At 67.7% G+C, this 17907-nt stretch carries 15 protein-coding genes; 10 read left to right on the plus strand and 5 right to left on the minus strand.

Features of this window, described 5'->3' with window-relative positions; genetic code table 11:
- The first annotated feature begins 36 nt into the window (after positions 1-36).
- Together JHB91_RS13720 and JHB91_RS13725 are read left to right on the plus strand one after the other, a co-directional pair.
- Positions 37-555: a disulfide bond formation protein B gene (locus tag JHB91_RS13720; protein WP_199473264.1), complete on the plus strand. Its 519-nt coding sequence runs from the start codon at positions 37-39 to the stop codon at positions 553-555.
- 69 nt (positions 556-624) lie between these two features.
- A complete protein-coding gene (locus JHB91_RS13725; RefSeq protein WP_199473271.1) occupies positions 625-2001 on the plus strand; it encodes a 3-deoxy-7-phosphoheptulonate synthase class II in 1377 nt (458 codons plus the stop codon).
- A 40-nt stretch (positions 2002-2041) separates the two neighbouring features.
- Here the strand turns inward: JHB91_RS13725 and JHB91_RS13730 are convergent, their stop codons facing one another.
- Positions 2042-2632: a 2'-5' RNA ligase family protein gene (locus JHB91_RS13730; RefSeq protein WP_199473265.1), complete on the minus strand. Its 591-nt coding sequence runs from the start codon at positions 2630-2632 to the stop codon at positions 2042-2044.
- The gene (gene typA / locus JHB91_RS13735; RefSeq protein WP_199373179.1) at positions 2629-4458 is read right to left on the minus strand and encodes a translational GTPase TypA; all 1830 of its coding nucleotides are present in this window, start codon (positions 4456-4458) and stop codon (positions 2629-2631) included. Before typA ends, JHB91_RS13730 begins: the two co-directional genes overlap by 4 nt.
- A 215-nt stretch (positions 4459-4673) precedes the next feature.
- Between typA and JHB91_RS13740 the strand changes: the two genes are divergently transcribed.
- The 6 genes from JHB91_RS13740 (at position 4674) to prpC (ending at position 11764) form a co-directional block, all read left to right on the plus strand.
- On the plus strand, positions 4674-5168 hold the full coding sequence (locus JHB91_RS13740) for a peptidylprolyl isomerase (RefSeq protein WP_199373178.1): 495 nt from the start codon (positions 4674-4676) through the stop codon (positions 5166-5168).
- A gap of 144 nt (positions 5169-5312) precedes the next feature.
- A complete protein-coding gene (locus tag JHB91_RS13745; RefSeq protein WP_199473266.1) occupies positions 5313-6512 on the plus strand; it encodes a pyridoxal phosphate-dependent aminotransferase in 1200 nt (399 codons plus the stop codon).
- Between the two features lie 37 nt (positions 6513-6549).
- The gene (locus JHB91_RS13750) at positions 6550-7536 is read left to right on the plus strand and encodes a malate dehydrogenase (RefSeq protein ID WP_199373176.1); all 987 of its coding nucleotides are present in this window, start codon (positions 6550-6552) and stop codon (positions 7534-7536) included.
- Between the two features lie 156 nt (positions 7537-7692).
- A complete protein-coding gene (gene prpE / locus JHB91_RS13755) occupies positions 7693-9579 on the plus strand; it encodes a propionate--CoA ligase (RefSeq protein ID WP_199473267.1) in 1887 nt (628 codons plus the stop codon).
- A gap of 79 nt (positions 9580-9658) precedes the next feature.
- The gene (prpB, locus tag JHB91_RS13760) at positions 9659-10543 is read left to right on the plus strand and encodes a methylisocitrate lyase (RefSeq protein ID WP_199373174.1); all 885 of its coding nucleotides are present in this window, start codon (positions 9659-9661) and stop codon (positions 10541-10543) included.
- A 66-nt stretch (positions 10544-10609) separates the two neighbouring features.
- A complete protein-coding gene (prpC, locus tag JHB91_RS13765) occupies positions 10610-11764 on the plus strand; it encodes a 2-methylcitrate synthase (protein ID WP_199373173.1) in 1155 nt (384 codons plus the stop codon).
- Between the two features lie 70 nt (positions 11765-11834).
- Here the strand turns inward: prpC and JHB91_RS13770 are convergent, their stop codons facing one another.
- The 3 genes from JHB91_RS13770 to JHB91_RS13780 all read right to left on the minus strand — a co-directional run bounded on the left by JHB91_RS13770 (position 11835) and on the right by JHB91_RS13780 (position 15272).
- The gene (locus tag JHB91_RS13770; protein ID WP_199373172.1) at positions 11835-12446 is read right to left on the minus strand and encodes a glutathione S-transferase N-terminal domain-containing protein; all 612 of its coding nucleotides are present in this window, start codon (positions 12444-12446) and stop codon (positions 11835-11837) included.
- Between the two features lie 75 nt (positions 12447-12521).
- Positions 12522-12977 carry a cell wall hydrolase gene (locus JHB91_RS13775; protein ID WP_182825437.1) on the minus strand — a complete coding sequence of 152 codons (456 nt, stop codon included), beginning with the start codon at positions 12975-12977 and terminating at the stop codon, positions 12522-12524.
- 270 nt (positions 12978-13247) lie between these two features.
- Entirely contained in the window at positions 13248-15272 is a 2025-nt protein-coding gene (locus JHB91_RS13780; RefSeq protein ID WP_199473268.1) for an NADPH-dependent 2,4-dienoyl-CoA reductase, read from the minus strand.
- Positions 15273-15508: 236 nt separating this feature from the next.
- Between JHB91_RS13780 and JHB91_RS13785 the strand changes: the two genes are divergently transcribed.
- Positions 15509-16633 (plus strand): OmpA family protein, encoded by a 1125-nt coding sequence (locus JHB91_RS13785; protein ID WP_199473269.1) that lies wholly within the window; start codon positions 15509-15511, stop codon positions 16631-16633.
- Between the two features lie 185 nt (positions 16634-16818).
- Positions 16819-17907, plus strand: coding sequence for an OmpA family protein (locus JHB91_RS13790; RefSeq protein ID WP_199473270.1), 1089 nt, complete (start codon positions 16819-16821; stop codon positions 17905-17907).

Here is a 17907-nt window from a genome sequence, read left to right on the forward strand (position 1 = left end):
GCTATGTTGGCGGCCGCTTTCGGGAAGCCCCTTGCCATGGTCCTCAATCCGTTTCGCTGGTCGTTCCGCGCCCAGTGCCTGTCCGGCTTTGCCGCCTGCGCGGCGCTGATCGGCTTTGCGATCTTCTCGCAGTTCGCGTGGGGGCTCGAGCCCTGTCCGTTGTGCATCTTCCAGCGCATCGCGTTCGCGGCGCTTGGCGTGGTGTTCCTGCTCGCAGCGCTACATTCGCCGCGCTCGGCCTCGACCCGCGCGTTCTACGGCGTGCTCGGCTTCCTGGCCGCGGCCGTGGGGATGGCGATCGCGGGGCGCCATGTCTGGATGCAGCTCAATCCGCCGGAGATCCCCGGCTGTGGCCCGCCGCTGTCGTTCCTGCGCGAAACGCTGTCCACCGGCAACGTGATCCGCAAGGTGCTGACCGGCACCGGCGACTGCGGCAACGTGGACTGGACCTTCCTCGGGCTTTCGATGCCCGCGTGGAGCCTGATCTGGTTCGTTCTGCTGGCCGTGCTGTTCGTTGTCGCGGGCTTCCGCAGCCGTCGTTCGCGTTGGGCGTGAGCCGGCATTGCGGCGCGCCGGGAAGCGGCGGATGATGGTCCCGCTGCAGTGCAACAAAGACCGATGACGATGCCCGCCAACGACCGTGCCCTCCATCCCGTGAACCTGCCCGAGCATTGGAGCCCTGGAAGCTGGCGCCAGCGCCGCGCCCTGCAGCTGCCGACCTATCCCGACGCGGACGAGCTCGGCCGTGTGCAGGACGAACTCCGTGCGCTGCCACCGCTGGTCACGTCGTGGGAGATCCAAGCGCTCAAGCAGCAGCTGGCCGAAGCGCAGGAAGGCAAGCGCTTCCTGCTGCAGGGCGGCGATTGCGCCGAGAACTTCAGCGACTGCACCTCGGAGGTCGTGTCCAACCGGCTCAAGGTGTTGCTGCAGATGAGCCTGGTGCTGGTGCACGGCCTGCGCTTGCCGGTGGTGCGCGTCGGGCGCTTTGCCGGCCAGTACGCGAAGCCGCGCTCCGCCGACACCGAGACCCGCGGCGACATCACCTTGCCCAGCTATCGCGGCGACATGGTCAACGGCCCGGAGTTCACCGCGTCCGCGCGCATCCCCGATCCGCGGCGCATGGTCAAGGCGCACGCCCGATCGGCGATGACCATGAATTTCGTGCGTTCGCTGATCGATGGCGGATTCGCCGACCTGCACCACCCGGAATACTGGGACCTCGGCTGGGTGACGCATTCGCCGCTCGCCGACGACTACCACCGCATGGTCGCCAACATCGGCGACGCGGTGCGCTTCATGGAGACGCTGTCCGGGAGCGAGGTCCACAACCTCAACCGGGTCGACTTCTATACGTCGCATGAAGCGCTGCTGCTGCCGTACGAAGAGGCGCAGACGCGGCAGGTGCCGCGCCAGTGGGGCTGGTTCAACCTCAGCACCCACTTCCCGTGGATCGGCATGCGCACGGCGGCACTCGATGGCGCGCATGCGGAATACTTCCGCGGCATCCGCAATCCGGTCGCCGTGAAGATCGGCCCGTCGGTGGAGCCCGATGACCTGCTGCGCCTGGTCGATCTGCTGAACCCGGACGATGAGCCCGGTCGGCTGAGCCTGATCTGCAGGATGGGCGCGGCCCATGTGGCCGATCGACTGCCGCGCCTGCTGGAGGCGGTCAAGCGCGACGGACGCCGCGTGCTGTGGATCTGCGACCCGATGCACGGCAACACCGAAGCCACCAGCAACGGCTACAAGACGCGTCGCTTCGACAACATCCGCAGCGAGATCGAGCAGAGCTACGACCTGCATGCCGCGGCCGGCACGCGCCTCGGCGGCGTGCACCTCGAGCTGACCGGCGAGGATGTCACCGAGTGCACGGGTGGTGCGCGCGACCTCGGCGAGATCGATCTCGAGCGCGCCTACCGGTCATCGGTGGACCCGCGGCTCAACTACGAGCAGTCGCTGGAGATCGCCATGGCGATCGTGCGCAAGCAGGCGCAGTTGTGAAGCCGCCGTCCAACGCCTGAGCGGCAGAGCGGGCCTCGTTCTACAGCAGGCGCGGCTGCTCCGGCGCGACGGGAAGCGGCCCGCCGGTCAGTGGCCAGTCGCCCAGGGCTTCGTAGTGGCCGCCGGGATTGAGCAGCAGCTCGAAACGATCCACGCGCATCACGTCGCCGCCGCAGTCGATGTCGATGTCGTCCAGCCACGCCTGCGCGGGCAGGCCGCGCGGAAGATGGGCCAGAGTGACGTGCGGCTGCGTGGTGGCCTGTTCCGGCCGGATGCCGCACTGGCGGATGGCATCACGCGTCGCGTCGCACAGGGCCTGCAGCGCGGGACTGGCGTGTGGCAGGGCGACGACCGCGCCGGATTGCGCCCAGTACGCCACGCGTTGGACCTTGAACCCGTGCGCGGGAATGCGCCGCGCGACCGCCGCGAATGCGTCGAGCAGGGCAGGCGTCGCGGCCTGCCTGGCCTCGTAACCGATGAAGCAGAGGGTGGCGTGCCATTGGTTCGGGCGACGCGGCTGCAGGCGCCGTCCGTCGGGCGGCTGCGCGGCCTGCAGCCTGGCCGCGATCGCGGCCAGGCTCTCCCGGCCCCCGGCATCCGGTCGCCAGGCGGGGAACAGCGCGTGGCTCACGCCGCGCGGCTGGCCCGCTTGCGATCGGTTTCGCTGAGGTGCTTCTTGCGCAGGCGGATTTCCTTCGGGGTGACCTCGACCAGCTCGTCGTCCTCGATGAAGTCCAGCGCCTGCTCCAGCGTGTACTTGATCGCCGGGGTCAGCTTGATGGCATCGTCCTTGCCCGAGGCGCGCATGTTGGTGAGCGGCTTGGTCTTGATGGCATTGACCGTGAGGTCGTTGTCCTTGGAGTGGATGCCGATCAGCTGGCCTTCGTACACGTTGTCGCCTTCGGCCGCGAACAGCTTGCCGCGCTCTTCCAGCGGGCCCAGCGAGTAGGCGGGCGTGACGCCGGCGGCGTTCGCGATCATCACGCCGTTGGTGCGCTTGGCGATCGCGCCCTGCTCCTTCGGGCCGTAATGGTCGAACACATGGAACAGCAGGCCGGTGCCCTGGGTGAGGGTCTTGAACTCGTTCTGGAAGCCGATCAGGCCGCGGGCCGGGATCATGTAGTCCAGGCGCACGCGCCCCTTGCCGTCGGACTCCATGTTCTTCAGCTGGCCCTTGCGGATGCCCAGCTTCTCCATCACGCCGCCCTGGTGCACTTCCTCGATGTCGACCACCAGCTGCTCGACAGGCTCCATCTGCTGGCCGTCGATATTCTTGATGATCACTTCCGGGCGCGACACGGCGAGCTCGAAGCCCTCGCGGCGCATGGTCTCGATCAGCACCGACAGGTGCAGCTCGCCGCGGCCGGAGACCAGGAACTTGTCCGGGTCCGAACCTTCCTCGACCTTGAGCGCCACGTTGTGCAGCGTCTCGCGCTCCAGGCGCTCGCGGATCTGGCGGCTGGTGATGAACTTGCCGCCGCTGCGGTCCTTGTTGCCGGCGAACGGCGAGTTGTTGACCTGGAAGGTCATGCTGATGGTCGGCTCGTCGACGGTCAGCGCGGGCAGTGCTTCCGGCGTGTCGAGCGCGCAGACGGTGTCGGAGATCGACAGGTCGGCGATGCCGGAGAGGGCGAGGATGTCGCCGGCCTTGCCTTCATCGACTTCGACGCGTTCCAGGCCGAGGAAGCCCAGCACCTGCATCACCTTGGCCTGGCGCTTCTTGCCGTGGCGGTCGACCACGCTCACCGGCATGTTGGTCCGCACCGTGCCGCGCTGGATGCGGCCGATGCCGATCAGGCCGACGAAGTTGTTGTAGTCCAGCTGGCTGATGCGCATCTGGAACGGGCCGTCCGGATCCACGGTGGGCGGCGGCACGTGCTTCATGATCGCTTCGTAAAGCGGGGTCATGTCGCCTTCGCGGGCGGTGTCTTCCAGGCTCGCGTAACCGTGCAGCGCCGAGGCGTAGACGATCGGGAAGTCGAGCTGCTCGTTGGTGGCGCCGAGCTTGTCGAACAGGTCGAAGACCTGGTCGATCACCCAGTCCGGGCGCGCGCCGGGCCGGTCGATCTTGTTGACCACCACGATCGGGTTGAAGCCCATCGCGAACGCCTTCTGGGTCACGAAGCGCGTCTGCGGCATCGGCCCGTCCATGGCGTCGACGAGGATCAGCACCGAGTCGACCATCGACAGCACGCGCTCGACCTCGCCACCGAAGTCGGCGTGTCCAGGGGTGTCGACGATGTTGATGCGGTTGCCATTCCAGTTGATGGCGGTGTTCTTGGACAGGATCGTGATGCCACGTTCCTTTTCCTGGTCATTGCTGTCCATCATCCGCTCGGCCGTGACCGTGCGTTCGTTGAACGTACCGGATTGCTTGAGCAGGCAATCGACGAGGGTGGTCTTGCCGTGGTCGACGTGGGCGACGATGGCGATATTGCGGAGGCGTTCGATGGACATCGGGAAAGCCGCACCTGGGTGCCGTTGTCGGGCAGGGCGCGCGGGACCTTGTTTTGGGAAGCCCGGTAGTATACAGCCCCATCCGCTGGCGTCATCAGTGTTGGAATCCGCCCCGGCGGCTCCATATCGACGCCACGGTGCCCTGGCCCCGGCCACGGCCCGCCGGCCGCGTCCCCGGGCCGACGCCCCAGCATCCCTCCACCAGGAATCCATCCATGTCCCTGAATGCCGTATTCGACACCGCCCGTGGCCAGATCAAGGTCGAGCTCTACCCCGACAAGGCCCCGCTCACGGTCGCCAGCTTCGTCAACCTCGCCAAGCACGGCTTCTACGACGGCCTGAGCTTCCACCGCGTGATCCCCGACTTCATGGTGCAGGGCGGCTGCCCGCAGGGCACCGGCACCGGCGGTCCCGGCTACAAGTTCGAGGACGAGACCGGCAACGGCGTGAAGCACGAGCGTGGCGTGCTCTCGATGGCCAACGCCGGCCCCAACACCAATGGCAGCCAGTTCTTCATCACCCACATCAAGACCGACTGGCTGGACGGCAAGCACACCGTGTTCGGCAAGGTCGTGGAAGGGCTGGACGTGGTCGACGCGATCAAGCAGGGCGACGCCATCAACTCGGTGACGGTGCAGGGTGATGTCGACGCCGCGCTGGCCGCCAAGCCGGAGCGCGTCGCCGAGTGGAACCGCATCCTCTCCGCGTGACCCGTGCCAGCCTTGCCGCGCGTCGCCCTGGTGCGGCCTCGGCAGGCCCCGGCGATGCCCGGGCTGTTAGAATACGCGGCTGAAATACGCGCGGCGCGGCCCCCGGGCCCGCCGCCCAGCCCACCCAACTCCCGAGGTTCCGCGATGCTGCAGCTCGCCAAGCGAATGGGCCGTGCCAAGCCCAGCGCGATCATGGTCGTGGCCGAAAAGGCCAAGCGTCTGAAGGCCGAAGGCCGCGACATCATCAGCTTCTCGATCGGTGTCCCCAATTTCCTGCCCGGCGACCATGTCTATGCCGCCGCGCGCCAGGCGCTCGAGCACGATTCCGGCCAGTACGGCAGCAACCGCGGCGCCAACGAGCTGCTGGATGCGTTTCTTGCGCACATGCAGGCGCTGGGCCTTGACGGCTATACCCGGGCCAACTGCGCCACGGGCGTGGGCGCCAAGCACGTGCTCTACAACCTGGCCGAGGCACTGCTGGACGAGGGCGACGGGTTCGCGTTCGCAACGCCGTACTGGACCAGCTACCTCGACATCGGCGAGATCGTCGGCGCCGACATCCAGGTGCTGCCGTGCCCGCCCGAACAGGACTACAAGCTCAGCCCCGCGCAGCTCGACGCGGCGCTGGCGAAGAAGCCCAAGGTGTTCCTGTTCAACAACCCGTCCAACCCGACGGGCATGGTCTACACCCGCGACGAGATCAGCGCGCTGGCCGACGTGTTCGCCCGCCATCCCGACACCTGGATCATCACCGACGACATCTACAACACGATGGTGTTCGACGGCGTCGGCTACCACAACTTCGTGCAGGCGCGCCCTGAACTGCGCGACCGGGTGATCTTCGTGGATTCGCTGTCCAAGACCTACGGCATGCCCGGCTGGCGCGCGGGCTTCATGGCCGGCCCCGAGGTCGTGGCCCAGGCCGTGACCACCATGAACTCCAACCACATCACCAACCTGCCGGAGATCGTCACCGCGGCCGCCGTCGCCGCGCTGTCGGGCCCGCAGGATGTGCCCGCCGCGCGTCGCGCGGAGTTCCAGGCCAAGCGTGACCAGGTGGTGGCCGCGCTCAATGCGATCCCCGGCGTGGTCTGCCCGGTGCCACAGGGTGCGTTCTACGCGTTCCCCGACATCAGCGTGGCCTACGGCAAGTCGCACGCCGGCCAGGTGATCAACAACGACGTCGAGTTCTGCGCGGCCCTGCTCGAAGCCAAGGGCGTGGCCTGCGTGCCGGGCTCGGCCTTCGGCGAGCCGCGCGGCATGCGCATCAGCTACACGTGCCCGACGCCGCAGCTGGCGCCTGGGCTGGAGCGCATCCAGGCGTTCTTCGCCGAGCTCCAGTAGTTCCCCAACACAAACCCCATACCCCGGAGTCCGCACGATGAACGCCCCCGTCCGAGTTGCCGTCACCGGCGCCGCCGGCCAGATCGGCTACGCCCTCCTGTTCCGCATCGCCTCGGGCGAAATGCTGGGCAAGGACCAGCCCGTCATCCTGCAGCTGCTCGAGCTGCCGATGGAGAAGGCCCAGGCCGCGCTCAAGGGCGTGATGATGGAGCTGGAAGACTGCGCGTTCCCGCTGCTGGCGGGCATGGTCGGCACCGATGACCCGGAAGTCGCATTCAAGGATGCCGACATCGCGCTGCTGGTCGGCGCGCGTCCGCGCGGCCCCGGCATGGAGCGCAAGGACCTGCTGCTCGAGAACGCCAAGATCTTCACCGCGCAGGGCGCGGCGCTGAACAAGGTCGCCTCGCGCGACGTCAAGGTGCTGGTGGTCGGCAACCCGGCCAACACCAACGCCTACATCGCGATGAAGTCGGCGCCGGACCTGAAGGCGGCCAACTTCACCGCGATGCTGCGCCTCGACCACAACCGCGCGCTGAGCCAGCTGGCCAACAAGGCCGGCGTGGCCGTGGGCGACATCGAGAAGCTGGTCGTCTGGGGCAACCACAGCCCGACCATGTATCCCGACTACCGCTTCGCCACTGTCAACGGCGAGTCGCTGAAGGACAAGGTCAACGACGCTGACTGGAACGCCAACGCATTCATCCCGCAGGTCGGGAAGCGCGGCGCGGCCATCATCGAAGCACGCGGCCTGTCCTCGGCGGCATCGGCGGCGAATGCGGCCATCGACCACATCCGCGACTGGGTGCTGGGCAGCAACGGCAAGTGGGTGACCATGGGCGTGCCGTCGGATGGCAGCTACGGCATCCCCGAGGGCGTGATCTACGGCGTGCCGGTCACCACCGCGAATGGCACCTACACGCGCGTCGAGGGCCTGGAAGTGGACGCGTTCAGCCGCGCCGCCATGGACAAGACCCTTGCCGAGCTCGAGGAAGAGCGCGCCGGCGTGGCGCACCTGCTGGGCTGAGGCCGCACGCCAGGCAGTGCTGAAGAAACCGGGCGCCTGCCCGGTTTCTTCGTTTTCGGCACCGCTGCGGCTACCATCGGGCGAAGGCATGGACCATCGTCGTAGTGCGCCGCTGCGGGCGACGGCCCAGGCTGTTCGAACCCACTGGAGGCAGGCATGCGTTACGAAGATTTCCACCGTCGTTCGATCGAGGAGCCGGAAGCGTTCTGGGCCGAGCAGGCGCGGGCGATCCACTGGCACAAGCAGCCCGAGTCGATCCTCGAGTACGCCAACCCTCCGTTCCGCCGCTGGTTCGCTGGAGGCGAGACCAACCTCTGCCACAACGCCATCGATCGCCACCTGGCCGAACGCGGCGAGCAGTTGGCCCTGGTGGCGGTGTCGAGCGAAACCGGCAGCACGCGCGAGTACACCTACCGCGAACTGCACCGCGAGGTGAGCACCTTCGCCGCGGTGCTGAAGTCGCTGGACGTCGGCCGGGGCGACCGCGTCGTGGTCTACATGCCCAACATCGCCGAGGCCGTGTTCGCCATGCTCGCCTGCGCGCGGATCGGCGCGGTGCATTCCGTGGTGTTCGGTGGTTTCGCCGCGCACAACCTCGCGGTGCGCATTGACGATGCCGAACCGAAGCTGCTCATCGCCGCCGATGCCGGCAGCCGTGGCGGCAAGGTCATTCCCTACAAGCCGCTGGTCGATGCCGCGTGCGCGCAGGCGAAGTCGCCGCCAGCACGCGTGTTGATGGTCGACCGTGGCCTCGCACCCTATGCGCGCACCGAGGCTCGCGACGTCGACTACGGCGAGGTACGCGGCCGGTTCGAGGATGCCGAGGTGCCGGTGCAGTGGCTGGAGTCCAACGAACCGAGCTACCTGCTGTACACCTCGGGCACCACCGGCAAGCCCAAGGGCGTGCAACGGGACGTCGGCGGCTACGCGGTGGCACTGGCGATGTCGATGTGGTCGATCTACGACGTGCGCGCCGGCCAGGTGATGTTCTCGACCTCCGACGTCGGCTGGGCGGTCGGGCACTCGTACAACGTGTACGGGCCATTGATCGCCGGCGCGACCACGATCCTGTACGAAGGATTGCCCACGACGCCGGATGCCGGCATCTGGTGGCGCATCTGCGAGCAGTACGGCGTGCGCACCATGTTCTCGTCGCCGACCGCGGTGCGCGTGCTGAAGAAGCAGGACCCGGCCTGGCTGACGAAGTACGACCTGTCGGCGCTGCAGTACCTGTTCCTGGCCGGTGAGCCGCTCGACGAGCCCACCGCGCACTGGATCAACGAAGGCCTGGGCAAGACCATCATCGACAACTACTGGCAGACCGAGACCGGCTGGCCGGTGCTTTCGCTGATGCCGGGCGTGGAGCTGAAGCCGGTGAAGTTCGGCTCTCCCGGCCTGCCGACGCCGGGCTACGACGTGCGCGTGATCGACGAGGCCACCGGCGAGGAAGCCAAGCCCGGCGAGAAGGGCGTGCTGGTGATCCAGCCGCCGCTGCCGCCCGGTTGCATGACCACCGTGTGGCGCGATGACGAGCGCTTCCTGTCCAGCTACTTCTCGCATTTCAAGGAACTGCTCTACAGCTCGCTGGACTGGGCGATCCGCGACCAGGACGGCTACACCTTCATCCTTGGCCGCACCGATGACGTGATCAACGTGGCCGGCCATCGCCTGGGTACGCGCGAGATCGAGGAGTCGGTGTCCAGCCATCCGGGCGTTGCCGAGGTGGCGGTGATCGGCGTGAGCGACGAGCTCAAGGGCCAGGTGCCGGTGGTGTTCGCCACGCTCAAGCAGGCCGCGGACTCGGCCGTCGCGGCGCAGGAGATGCAGGGCAGGGTGGTCGAGCAGCTCGGTGCGATCGCACGCCCTGCGCGGGTGTACGTGGTCGCTGCGCTGCCCAAGACCCGCTCCGGCAAGCTGCTGCGGCGCTCGATCCAGGCGCTTGCCGAATCACGTGATCCCGGCGACTTGTCGACGCTCGACGATCCGGGCTCGCTGGAAGAGATCCGCGACGCGCTGGAGCGCGGTGCCGACGCCGGCAGCTGAGCAGGCGCGGCGCATGCCCGGGGCAAGGCCGCGCCGCCTGCTCGGATAGAATGGCGGTCCCGCAACACGCAGGTTCGCCATGTCCCAGTCGACCTCATCCGGCGCGCGATTCCGCGCCGCCGTCGCCGCCGAATCCCCGCTGCAGGTGATGGGCGCCATCACCGCCTATGCCGGCCTCATGGCCAGGCGCGTGGGCTACAAGGCGCTCTATCTGTCCGGTGGCGGCGTGGCCGCCAACTCGCTGGGCGTGCCCGACCTCGGCATCAGCACCATGGAGGACGTGCTGATCGACGCGCGCCGCATCGTCGACGCCACCGGCCTGCCGCTGCTGGTCGACATCGACACCGGCTGGGGCGGCGCGTTCAACATCGCGCGCACGGTCAGGTCGTTCGAGCGCGCCGGCGTCGCCGCGGTGCACATGGAGGACCAGGTGGGCCAGAAGCGCTGTGGCCACCGCCCCAACAAGGAAGTGGTGCCGAAGGCGGAGATGGTGGACCGGGTCAAGGCCGCGGTCGACGGCCGCAGCGACGCCGGCTTCGTGATCATGGCGCGCACCGACGCCGCCGCGGTCGAGGGCATCGACGCGGCAATTGAACGCGCGGTTGCCTATGTGGAGGCCGGCGCCGACATGATCTTTCCCGAAGCGATGAACTCGCTCGCGGACTATGCGCGGTTCAAGGACGCGGTGAAGGTGCCGATCCTCGCCAACCTCACCGAGTTCGGCTCCACGCCGTTCTTCACCACCGACGAGCTGCGCAGCGCAGGTGTCGACATCGCGCTGTACTGCTGCGGCGCCTATCGCGCGATGAACAAGGCCGCGCTCAATTTCTACGAGACCGTGCGTCGCGAAGGCACGCAGAAGGGCATCGTCGACACCCTGCAGACGCGCGCCGAGCTGTACGACTATCTCGGCTACCACGCTTACGAAGACAAGCTGGACGCGTTGTTCGCCAGCGAAGAGTGACGCGTCGAGGCCGCCGCGCATGCGGTGGCCCGTCAACAAACCCGCTATCAGATCCGGAGCATGCGCATGAGCGATACCGCACCCACCCCGCCGAAGCCGAAGAAGTCGGTGGCCCTGTCGGGCACGCCCGCAGGCAACACCGCGCTGTGCACGGTGGGCCGCAGCGGCAATGACCTGCACTACCGTGGCTACGACATCCTTGATTTCGCGACCACCGCCGAGTTCGAGGAGATCGCCTACCTGCTGGTGCACGGCAAGCTGCCGTCCAAGCCTGAGCTCGCCGGCTACAAGGCCAAGCTGAAGTCCTTGCGCGGCATCCCGGCGTCGGTCAAGGCCGCGCTCGAGGAGCTGCCGCCGTCGGCGCACCCGATGGACGTGATGCGCACCGCGGTCTCCGTGCTGGGCTGCGTGCAGCCCGAGAAGGACGACCACAACCATCCGGGGGCGCGCGACATCGCCGACAAGCTGATGGCGTCGCTGGGTTCGATGCTGCTGTACTGGTACCACTACAGCCACAACGGCCGCGTCATCGATGTCGAGACCGACGACGAGACCATCGGCGGGCACTTCCTGCACCTGCTGCACGGCGAGCCGCCGCCGGCGTCGTGGGTGCGTGCCATGCACACCTCGCTGATCCTCTACGCCGAGCACGAGTTCAACGCATCCACGTTCACCGCGCGCGTCATCGCCGGCACCGGCAGCGACATGCATTCGTGCATCAGCGGCGCGATCGGCGCGCTGCGCGGGCCGAAGCACGGGGGCGCCAACGAAGTCGCGTTCGAAGTGCAGAAGCGCTACGACAGCGCCGACGAGGCCGAGGCCGACATCAAGGAGCGCGTGGGCCGCAAGGAAGTGGTGATCGGTTTCGGCCATCCGGTCTACACCGTCGGCGATCCACGCAACAACGTGATCAAGCAGGTCGCGAAGGAGCTGTCCGCCGAGCGCGAGGACATGCGCATGTACGACATCGCCGAGCGCCTCGAGTCGGTGATGTGGGACATCAAGAAAATGTTCCCCAACCTCGACTGGTTCAGCGCGGTGAGCTACCACATGATGGGCGTGCCGACGGCGATGTTCACGCCGCTGTTCGTGCTGGCGCGTACCAGCGGCTGGAGCGCGCATGTGATCGAGCAGCGCATCGACGGCAAGATCATCCGGCCCAGCGCCAACTACACCGGTCCGGAAGACCGCGCCTGGGTACCGCTCGACGCACGCGACTGACCCATCCGGATCCGTGAAATGAAAACGGCGCCCAAGGGCGCCGTTCTCGTGTGCGCTGTCGCGGCGTGGCTCAGGCCAGGCCTTCCGCCTTGAGTGTTGCCTGCACGCCTTGGTCGGCGTCCATGCGCACCTTGAAGGCGGCGATGTTGTCGAGGCCGGCCATGTCCACGCCGGTGCCTTGCGCCCAGCGCACGGTCATATAGAAGTAGGGGTCGGCAAAGCTGCGGAAGCCCGCCAGCCACGAGTTGTCGGCGAGGCGCTTGTCGGCAGACTCCATCAGCCCGCGGACCAGGTTCCGTGCCGCCGCCTTGACCGCGTCGTGTTGCGACTCGTCACCGACGTAACGCGCCGGCGAGAAGATCGGCTTGAACGCCGGATGCACATCGGAATTGACGAAGGCCAGCCAACGCGTGGCGTCGGCACGCTCGCGCGCCGAGCCGTCGCCGCCCAGGCCCGCCTGCGGATGCGTGTCGGCGATGTAGCCCATGATCGCGGCGTTCTGGGTGAGCACGAAGTCGCCGTCGACGAGGGCCGGCACCGCGCCGGCGGGATTGATGGCGAGATAGGCGGGTGCCTTCATCGAAGGGCCGTCGAGGATCTCGACTTCGAACGGGCCGCCGGCCCACTGCAGGGCGATGTGGACGGCCGTCGAGCAGGCGCCCGGCTTGGTGTACAGCTTCATGTGCGGCTCCGGTTGGGGGACACCGCCATCATCCGCGCTTGCCGACGACCACTCAATGCAGGACGCGCGCCAGCATCAGGTCTTCGGCTTGAGGCTCTGCACTTTCAGGAACGTGTGGTCGCCGATCGTCGCCACCTGGTACGCGTTGCGCCAGCTCGGGCTGGCAATCGCATGGGCCAGGAAGTGGCTGGCACCGGGCACGACTTCCTTGCGCTCGCCCGCGGGCAGCGCCCAGTTGTGCTGGGATTCCAGCGCGATGGTCACCGCCTGCGACCAGGCTTCGGTATTGGTCAGGCGCGTCCGCGGCGAAACGATGGTCGGCGCGAACTGCTTGCGTGCTGTGACCACGTCGCACACCGAGTCGCCCCACAGGCCGCTGTCGGTGCGACGCAGGGCCACTTCGGCCACGGCGCGCTGGCCGAGGACCGACTGGTCGCGGGCTTCGAGGTAAAGCGTGGTGCTCAGGCAGAGTGAATCCGCGGCCTGTGGCGGCAGCACTGAGGCCAGCCACAGGATCCAGGCGAGTTTCATGACGACTCCTTGCTCCGTTGCGTCGGTCGCAACGGGGCACCCCGTCCAAATGGAATCGGGAAGCCGCTGTCGCGGACCGGCATGGCGTGTTGGGGAGGGCGGCGGCACTCTGTGGCGCATTTGCTGCCCGGGCGCGAACCCGCAGGGTTGCGTGTCGTGCCGGTTCCGCCGAAGACGCGGCGGGAAAGTGGGCGCACCTTAATGCGAGTTTTGAAAACGTGGCGTGAACGCGGGAGCGGCCCGGCACTTGCACCACGTGCCCTATTCAGACTAGAGCGCGGCCGCGAGCCTGGAGCCCTGGTCGATGGCGCGCTTGGCATCGAGTTCTGCCGCCACGTCCGCGCCGCCGATGACGTGGACCTCGCATCCTGCCTCTCGCAGCGGTGCGGCCAGGTCGCGCCGCGACTCCTGTCCGGCACAGACCACGACATGGTCGACCGGCAGCAAGCGGGCTTCGTCGCCGATGCGCAGGTGCAGGCCGTCATCATCGATGCGCTCGTAGGTGATGCCGCCGAGCATCTGCACGCGCTTGCCCTTGAGCGTCGCGCGATGGATCCATCCGGTGGTCTTGCCCAGGCGTGCACCCGGCCGGCCCGGGCTGCGCTGCAGCAGCCACACTTCGCGCGCCGGGGCCTCGGGCCGGGCTGGTACCAGGCCGCCGCTCGTGGCGAAGCGGGGATCAACGCCCCATTCGGCCATCCAGCGCGCCGGATCAAGGCTGGGCGAAGGGCCTTCGTGGACCAGGAATTCGGCCACGTCGAAGCCGATCCCGCCGGCGCCGATGATCGCCACGCGGTGCCCCGGTACGACGTCGCCGCGCAGCACCTCGGCATAGCCGAGGACCTTGGGATGGTCGTGACCCGGCAGGTCCACGCTGCGCGGCGTCACGCCCGTGGCCAGCACCACCGCGTCGAAACCGGCCAACACTGACGGCGTGGCGGTGGTGGCGAGGCGAAGCGACACGCCGGTGTCGGCGATGCGCTCGCGGAAGTAGCGCACGGTCTCGTCGAATTCCTCCTTGCCCGGCACGCGCCGCGCAAGGTTGAACTGGCCGCCGATCTCCGCGGCGGAATCGAACAGCGTGACCGCATGCCCGCGCTGCGCGGCGACCGTGGCGCAGGCGAGTCCGGCCGGTCCCGCGCCGACGACGGCGATCCGCCGCGGGGATGCGGACGCGATGTAGTTGAGCTCGGTCTCGTGGCAGGCGCGCGGATTGACCAGGCAGCTTGCGCGCCGGTTCTGGAAGACGTGGTCAAGGCAGGCCTGGTTGCAGGCGATGCAGGTGTTGATGGCCTGCGGACGGCCGGCGCGCGCCTTCGCGACCCACTGCGGGTCGGCGAGCAGCGGGCGCGCCATCGACACCATGTCGGCGGCGCCCGTGGCCAGGATGCGTTCGGCGACGTCCGGCATGTTGATGCGGTTGGTCGCGACTACCGGCAGCGACACCAGCGGCCGCAGCTTGGCGGTCACGCCGGCGAACGCGCCGCGCGGCACCGACGTGGCGATCGTCGGCACCCGCGCCTCGTGCCAGCCGATGCCGGTATTGAGGATGGTCGCGCCGGCGGCCTCGACCGCGCGCGCCTGGGCCACGATCGCCTCCCAGTCGTTGCCGCCGTCCACCAGGTCGAGCATTGACAGCCGGTAGATGATGATGAAGTCCGGTCCGCAGGCCTCGCGCACCTGGCGCACGATTTCCACCGCGAAGCGCATGCGGTTTTCGACGCTGCCGCCCCAGCGGTCGCCACGATGGTTGGTACGGGCCACCGTGAACTGGTTCAGCAGGTAGCCCTCCGAGCCCATGATCTCCACGCCGTCGTAGCCGCCATCGCGCGCGAGCCGGGCCGAGGTCGCGAATGCCGCGATCTGTCGCTCGACGCCGCGCGCCGACAGCCCGCGCGGCGTGAACGGGTTGATCGGTGCCTTCAGCCGCGACGCCGATACCGACAGCGGGTGATAGGCGTAGCGGCCTGCATGCAACAGCTGCATGCAGATCCGTGCGCCATGGGCGTGGACCGCGGACGTCACCTGGCGATGCTTGGCCGATTCCCACGGCCAGCTCAGCTTGCCGGCGAATGGCTTCAGCCAGCCGACCACATTAGGCGCGAATCCGCCGGTGACGATCAGCCCCACGCCCCCTTCGGCGCGCTCGGCGAAGTAGGCCGCGAGCCTGGGGAAGTCGCGGCGATGGTCCTCGAGGCCGGTATGCATGGACCCCATGAGCACGCGATTGCGCAGCGTGGTGAAGCCCAGGTCCAGCGGCGCGAAAAGGTGCGGGTACGGCGTGGCTTCGGACATGCTGCGTGCGTGGTGTGAGGATCGCGCACAGTGCAGTGAAAGGCGGGGGGCGGCAAGGACGCCTCGGCGATCGGCGGCTCAATCAATTGTTAGCTGGGTGTTAACGCGGTCTTCACGCCGTCGATCCTAACCTGCGCCCCGGTGGTGGCCAGTGTGGCGGCCACCTTTCCCCCCAATACGCTAGCGACCGCTGTCTTCGCCAGGTCCGTCGAAGCGATTCAAGGAGCCATAACGACATGAACAAGAAGCTGCTTTGTGCTGCCATGCTGATAGGCGGGCTGGGCGTGGCGCAAGCCGCCGGTGCGCAGGATTTCGACGATCGCTGGTACATCACCGGAAGCGCAGGCTTCAACCTGCAGGACAACGACCGCGAGACGCGCAACGCGCCGTTCCTCGCGCTGGGCGTCGGCAAGTTCATCAACCCCAACTGGTCGTTCGACGCCGAGCTGAACTACCAGAACCCGCACCACGACGCCAACCAGGACCTCAACTGGAGCCAGTACGGCATCTCGTTCGATGCCCGCCGCCACTTCATCCGGGAAGGCCGCAACTGGAATCCGTACCTGCTGATGGGCCTCGGTTACCAGCGCGAGGAGATCGAGACCGACAACTTCCCGAACCCGAACTCGCCGTTCGAGGAAAAAGAGGGCGCGATCGCGGGCAAGTTCGGCGTCGGCCTGCAGGGTGACCTGGGTCGCGTCAGCATCCGCACCGAGCTGGCCTACCGGGCCGTCGCCATCGACGACACGCGTGCGCAGCTTCTCAACGACGACCCGTTCCCGGAGCGCAATGACGGCGAAGACTGGTTCGGCGACGTGCTGGCCTCGGTCGGCGTGGTGATCCCGCTGGGTCCGGAGCCGACCGCACCGGTCGCCCCGGCTCCGGTGGCCCCGAGCTGCGCCGACATGGACAGCGACGGCGACGGCGTGAACGACTGCGACGACAAGTGCCCCGGTTCGCAGGCTGGCCAGACCATCGGTCCGGACGGCTGCCCGGTGCCGGTGTCGATCGACCTGAAGGGCGTCAACTTCGACTTCGACAAGGCGACCCTGCGTCCTGACGCGGTGTCGATCCTCAACGAGGCGATCGAGATCCTGAAGCGTTACCCGCAGCTGAAGGTCGAAGTGGCTGGCCACACCGACTCGAAGGGCACCGACGCGTACAACCAGTCGCTGTCCGAGCGTCGTGCGACCACGGTCTATGACTACCTGACCAGCAACGGCATCGACGCCGGCCGCCTGGTGGGCCCGAACGGTTACGGCGAGAGCCGTCCGATCGCGCCGAACACCAACGACGACGGTTCGGACAACCCGGAAGGCCGCGCGCGCAACCGCCGCACGGAGCTGAACGTCCAGAACTGATTTCGTTTTGACCGGCTTTGCCAACGCCCAGGGGACGCTCCTGGGCGTTGGTTTAATGTATGGTTAACATTCACCTGAATGTGTATTATTGCGGCGCAACTGGCAGGGGTCAGGGTGCCCGAGTGGTTGATCCCCCGCACTTCCCACCCCCCGATTCGTTCCTGACTGGACTTAGGAGTACGTATATGAAGATTCGCTTGTTGAGCACCGCCCTGCTGGCAGGTCTCGCAGTGTCGCAGGCCGCGGTCGCGCAGGATTTCGACGATCGCTGGTACATCACCGGAAGCGCTGGCTTCAACCTGCAGGACAACGACCGCGAGACGCGCAACGCGCCGTTCCTCGCGCTGGGCGTCGGCAAGTTCATCAGCCCCGAGTGGTCGCTGGACGCCGAGCTGAACTACCAGAACCCGCACAATGACGCCAACCAGGATCTCAACTGGAGCCAGTACGGCGTGTCGCTCGATGCCCGCCGCCACTTCATCACCGAAGGGCGCAACTGGAACCCCTACGCGCTGTTCGGCGTCGGCTACCAGCGTTCGGAGGAGGAGTACGACAACTTCCCGAGCCCGAATTCCCCCGGCCAGCGTGAAGACGGCAACTTCGCCGCCAAGGTTGGCGTCGGCCTGCAGGGCGACCTGGGTCGCGTCGGCATCCGTACCGAGCTTGCGTACCGCGCCAGCTTCGACGACACCAGCGTTGCTGCGCCGCAGGAAGACTGGTTCGGCGACGTGCTGGCCTCGGTCGGCGTCGTGATCCCGCTGGGTCCGGAGCCGACCGCGCCGGTCGCCCCGGCTCCGGTGGCCCCGAGCTGCGCCGACATGGACAGCGACGGCGACGGCGTGAACGACTGCGACGACAAGTGCCCCGGTTCGCAGGCTGGCCAGACCATCGGTCCGGACGGCTGCCCGGTGCCGGTGTCGATCGACCTGAAGGGCGTCAACTTCGACTTCGACAAGGCGACCCTGCGTCCTGACGCGGTGTCGATCCTCAACGAGGCGATCGAGATCCTGAAGCGTTACCCGCAGCTGAAGGTCGAAGTGGCTGGCCACACCGACTCGAAGGGCACCGACGCGTACAACCAGTCGCTGTCCGAGCGTCGTGCGACCACGGTCTATGACTACCTGACCAGCAACGGCATCGACGCCGGCCGCCTGGTGGGCCCGAACGGTTACGGCGAGAGCCGTCCGATCGCGCCGAACACCAACGACGACGGTTCGGACAACCCGGAAGGCCGCGCGCGCAACCGCCGCACGGAGCTGAACGTCCAGAACTGA

This window comes from Luteimonas sp. MC1828 (genome assembly GCF_016461615.1).
Taxonomy (GTDB): domain Bacteria; phylum Pseudomonadota; class Gammaproteobacteria; order Xanthomonadales; family Xanthomonadaceae; genus Luteimonas.

Coding starts and splice junctions, on each gene's coding strand:
- JHB91_RS13720 (WP_199473264.1), top strand. CDS start 37: ATGGTCCTCAATCCGTTTCGCTGGTCGTTCCGCGCCCAGTGCCTGTCC.
- JHB91_RS13725 (WP_199473271.1), top strand. CDS start 625: ATGCCCGCCAACGACCGTGCCCTCCATCCCGTGAACCTGCCCGAGCAT.
- typA (WP_199373179.1), bottom strand. CDS start 4,458: ATGTCCATCGAACGCCTCCGCAATATCGCCATCGTCGCCCACGTCGAC.
- JHB91_RS13740 (WP_199373178.1), top strand. CDS start 4,674: ATGTCCCTGAATGCCGTATTCGACACCGCCCGTGGCCAGATCAAGGTC.
- JHB91_RS13745 (WP_199473266.1), top strand. CDS start 5,313: ATGCTGCAGCTCGCCAAGCGAATGGGCCGTGCCAAGCCCAGCGCGATC.
- JHB91_RS13750 (WP_199373176.1), top strand. CDS start 6,550: ATGAACGCCCCCGTCCGAGTTGCCGTCACCGGCGCCGCCGGCCAGATC.
- prpE (WP_199473267.1), top strand. CDS start 7,693: ATGCGTTACGAAGATTTCCACCGTCGTTCGATCGAGGAGCCGGAAGCG.
- prpB (WP_199373174.1), top strand. CDS start 9,659: ATGTCCCAGTCGACCTCATCCGGCGCGCGATTCCGCGCCGCCGTCGCC.
- prpC (WP_199373173.1), top strand. CDS start 10,610: ATGAGCGATACCGCACCCACCCCGCCGAAGCCGAAGAAGTCGGTGGCC.
- JHB91_RS13770 (WP_199373172.1), bottom strand. CDS start 12,446: ATGAAGCTGTACACCAAGCCGGGCGCCTGCTCGACGGCCGTCCACATC.
- JHB91_RS13775 (WP_182825437.1), bottom strand. CDS start 12,977: ATGAAACTCGCCTGGATCCTGTGGCTGGCCTCAGTGCTGCCGCCACAG.
- JHB91_RS13780 (WP_199473268.1), bottom strand. CDS start 15,272: ATGTCCGAAGCCACGCCGTACCCGCACCTTTTCGCGCCGCTGGACCTG.
- JHB91_RS13785 (WP_199473269.1), top strand. CDS start 15,509: ATGAACAAGAAGCTGCTTTGTGCTGCCATGCTGATAGGCGGGCTGGGC.
- JHB91_RS13790 (WP_199473270.1), top strand. CDS start 16,819: ATGAAGATTCGCTTGTTGAGCACCGCCCTGCTGGCAGGTCTCGCAGTG.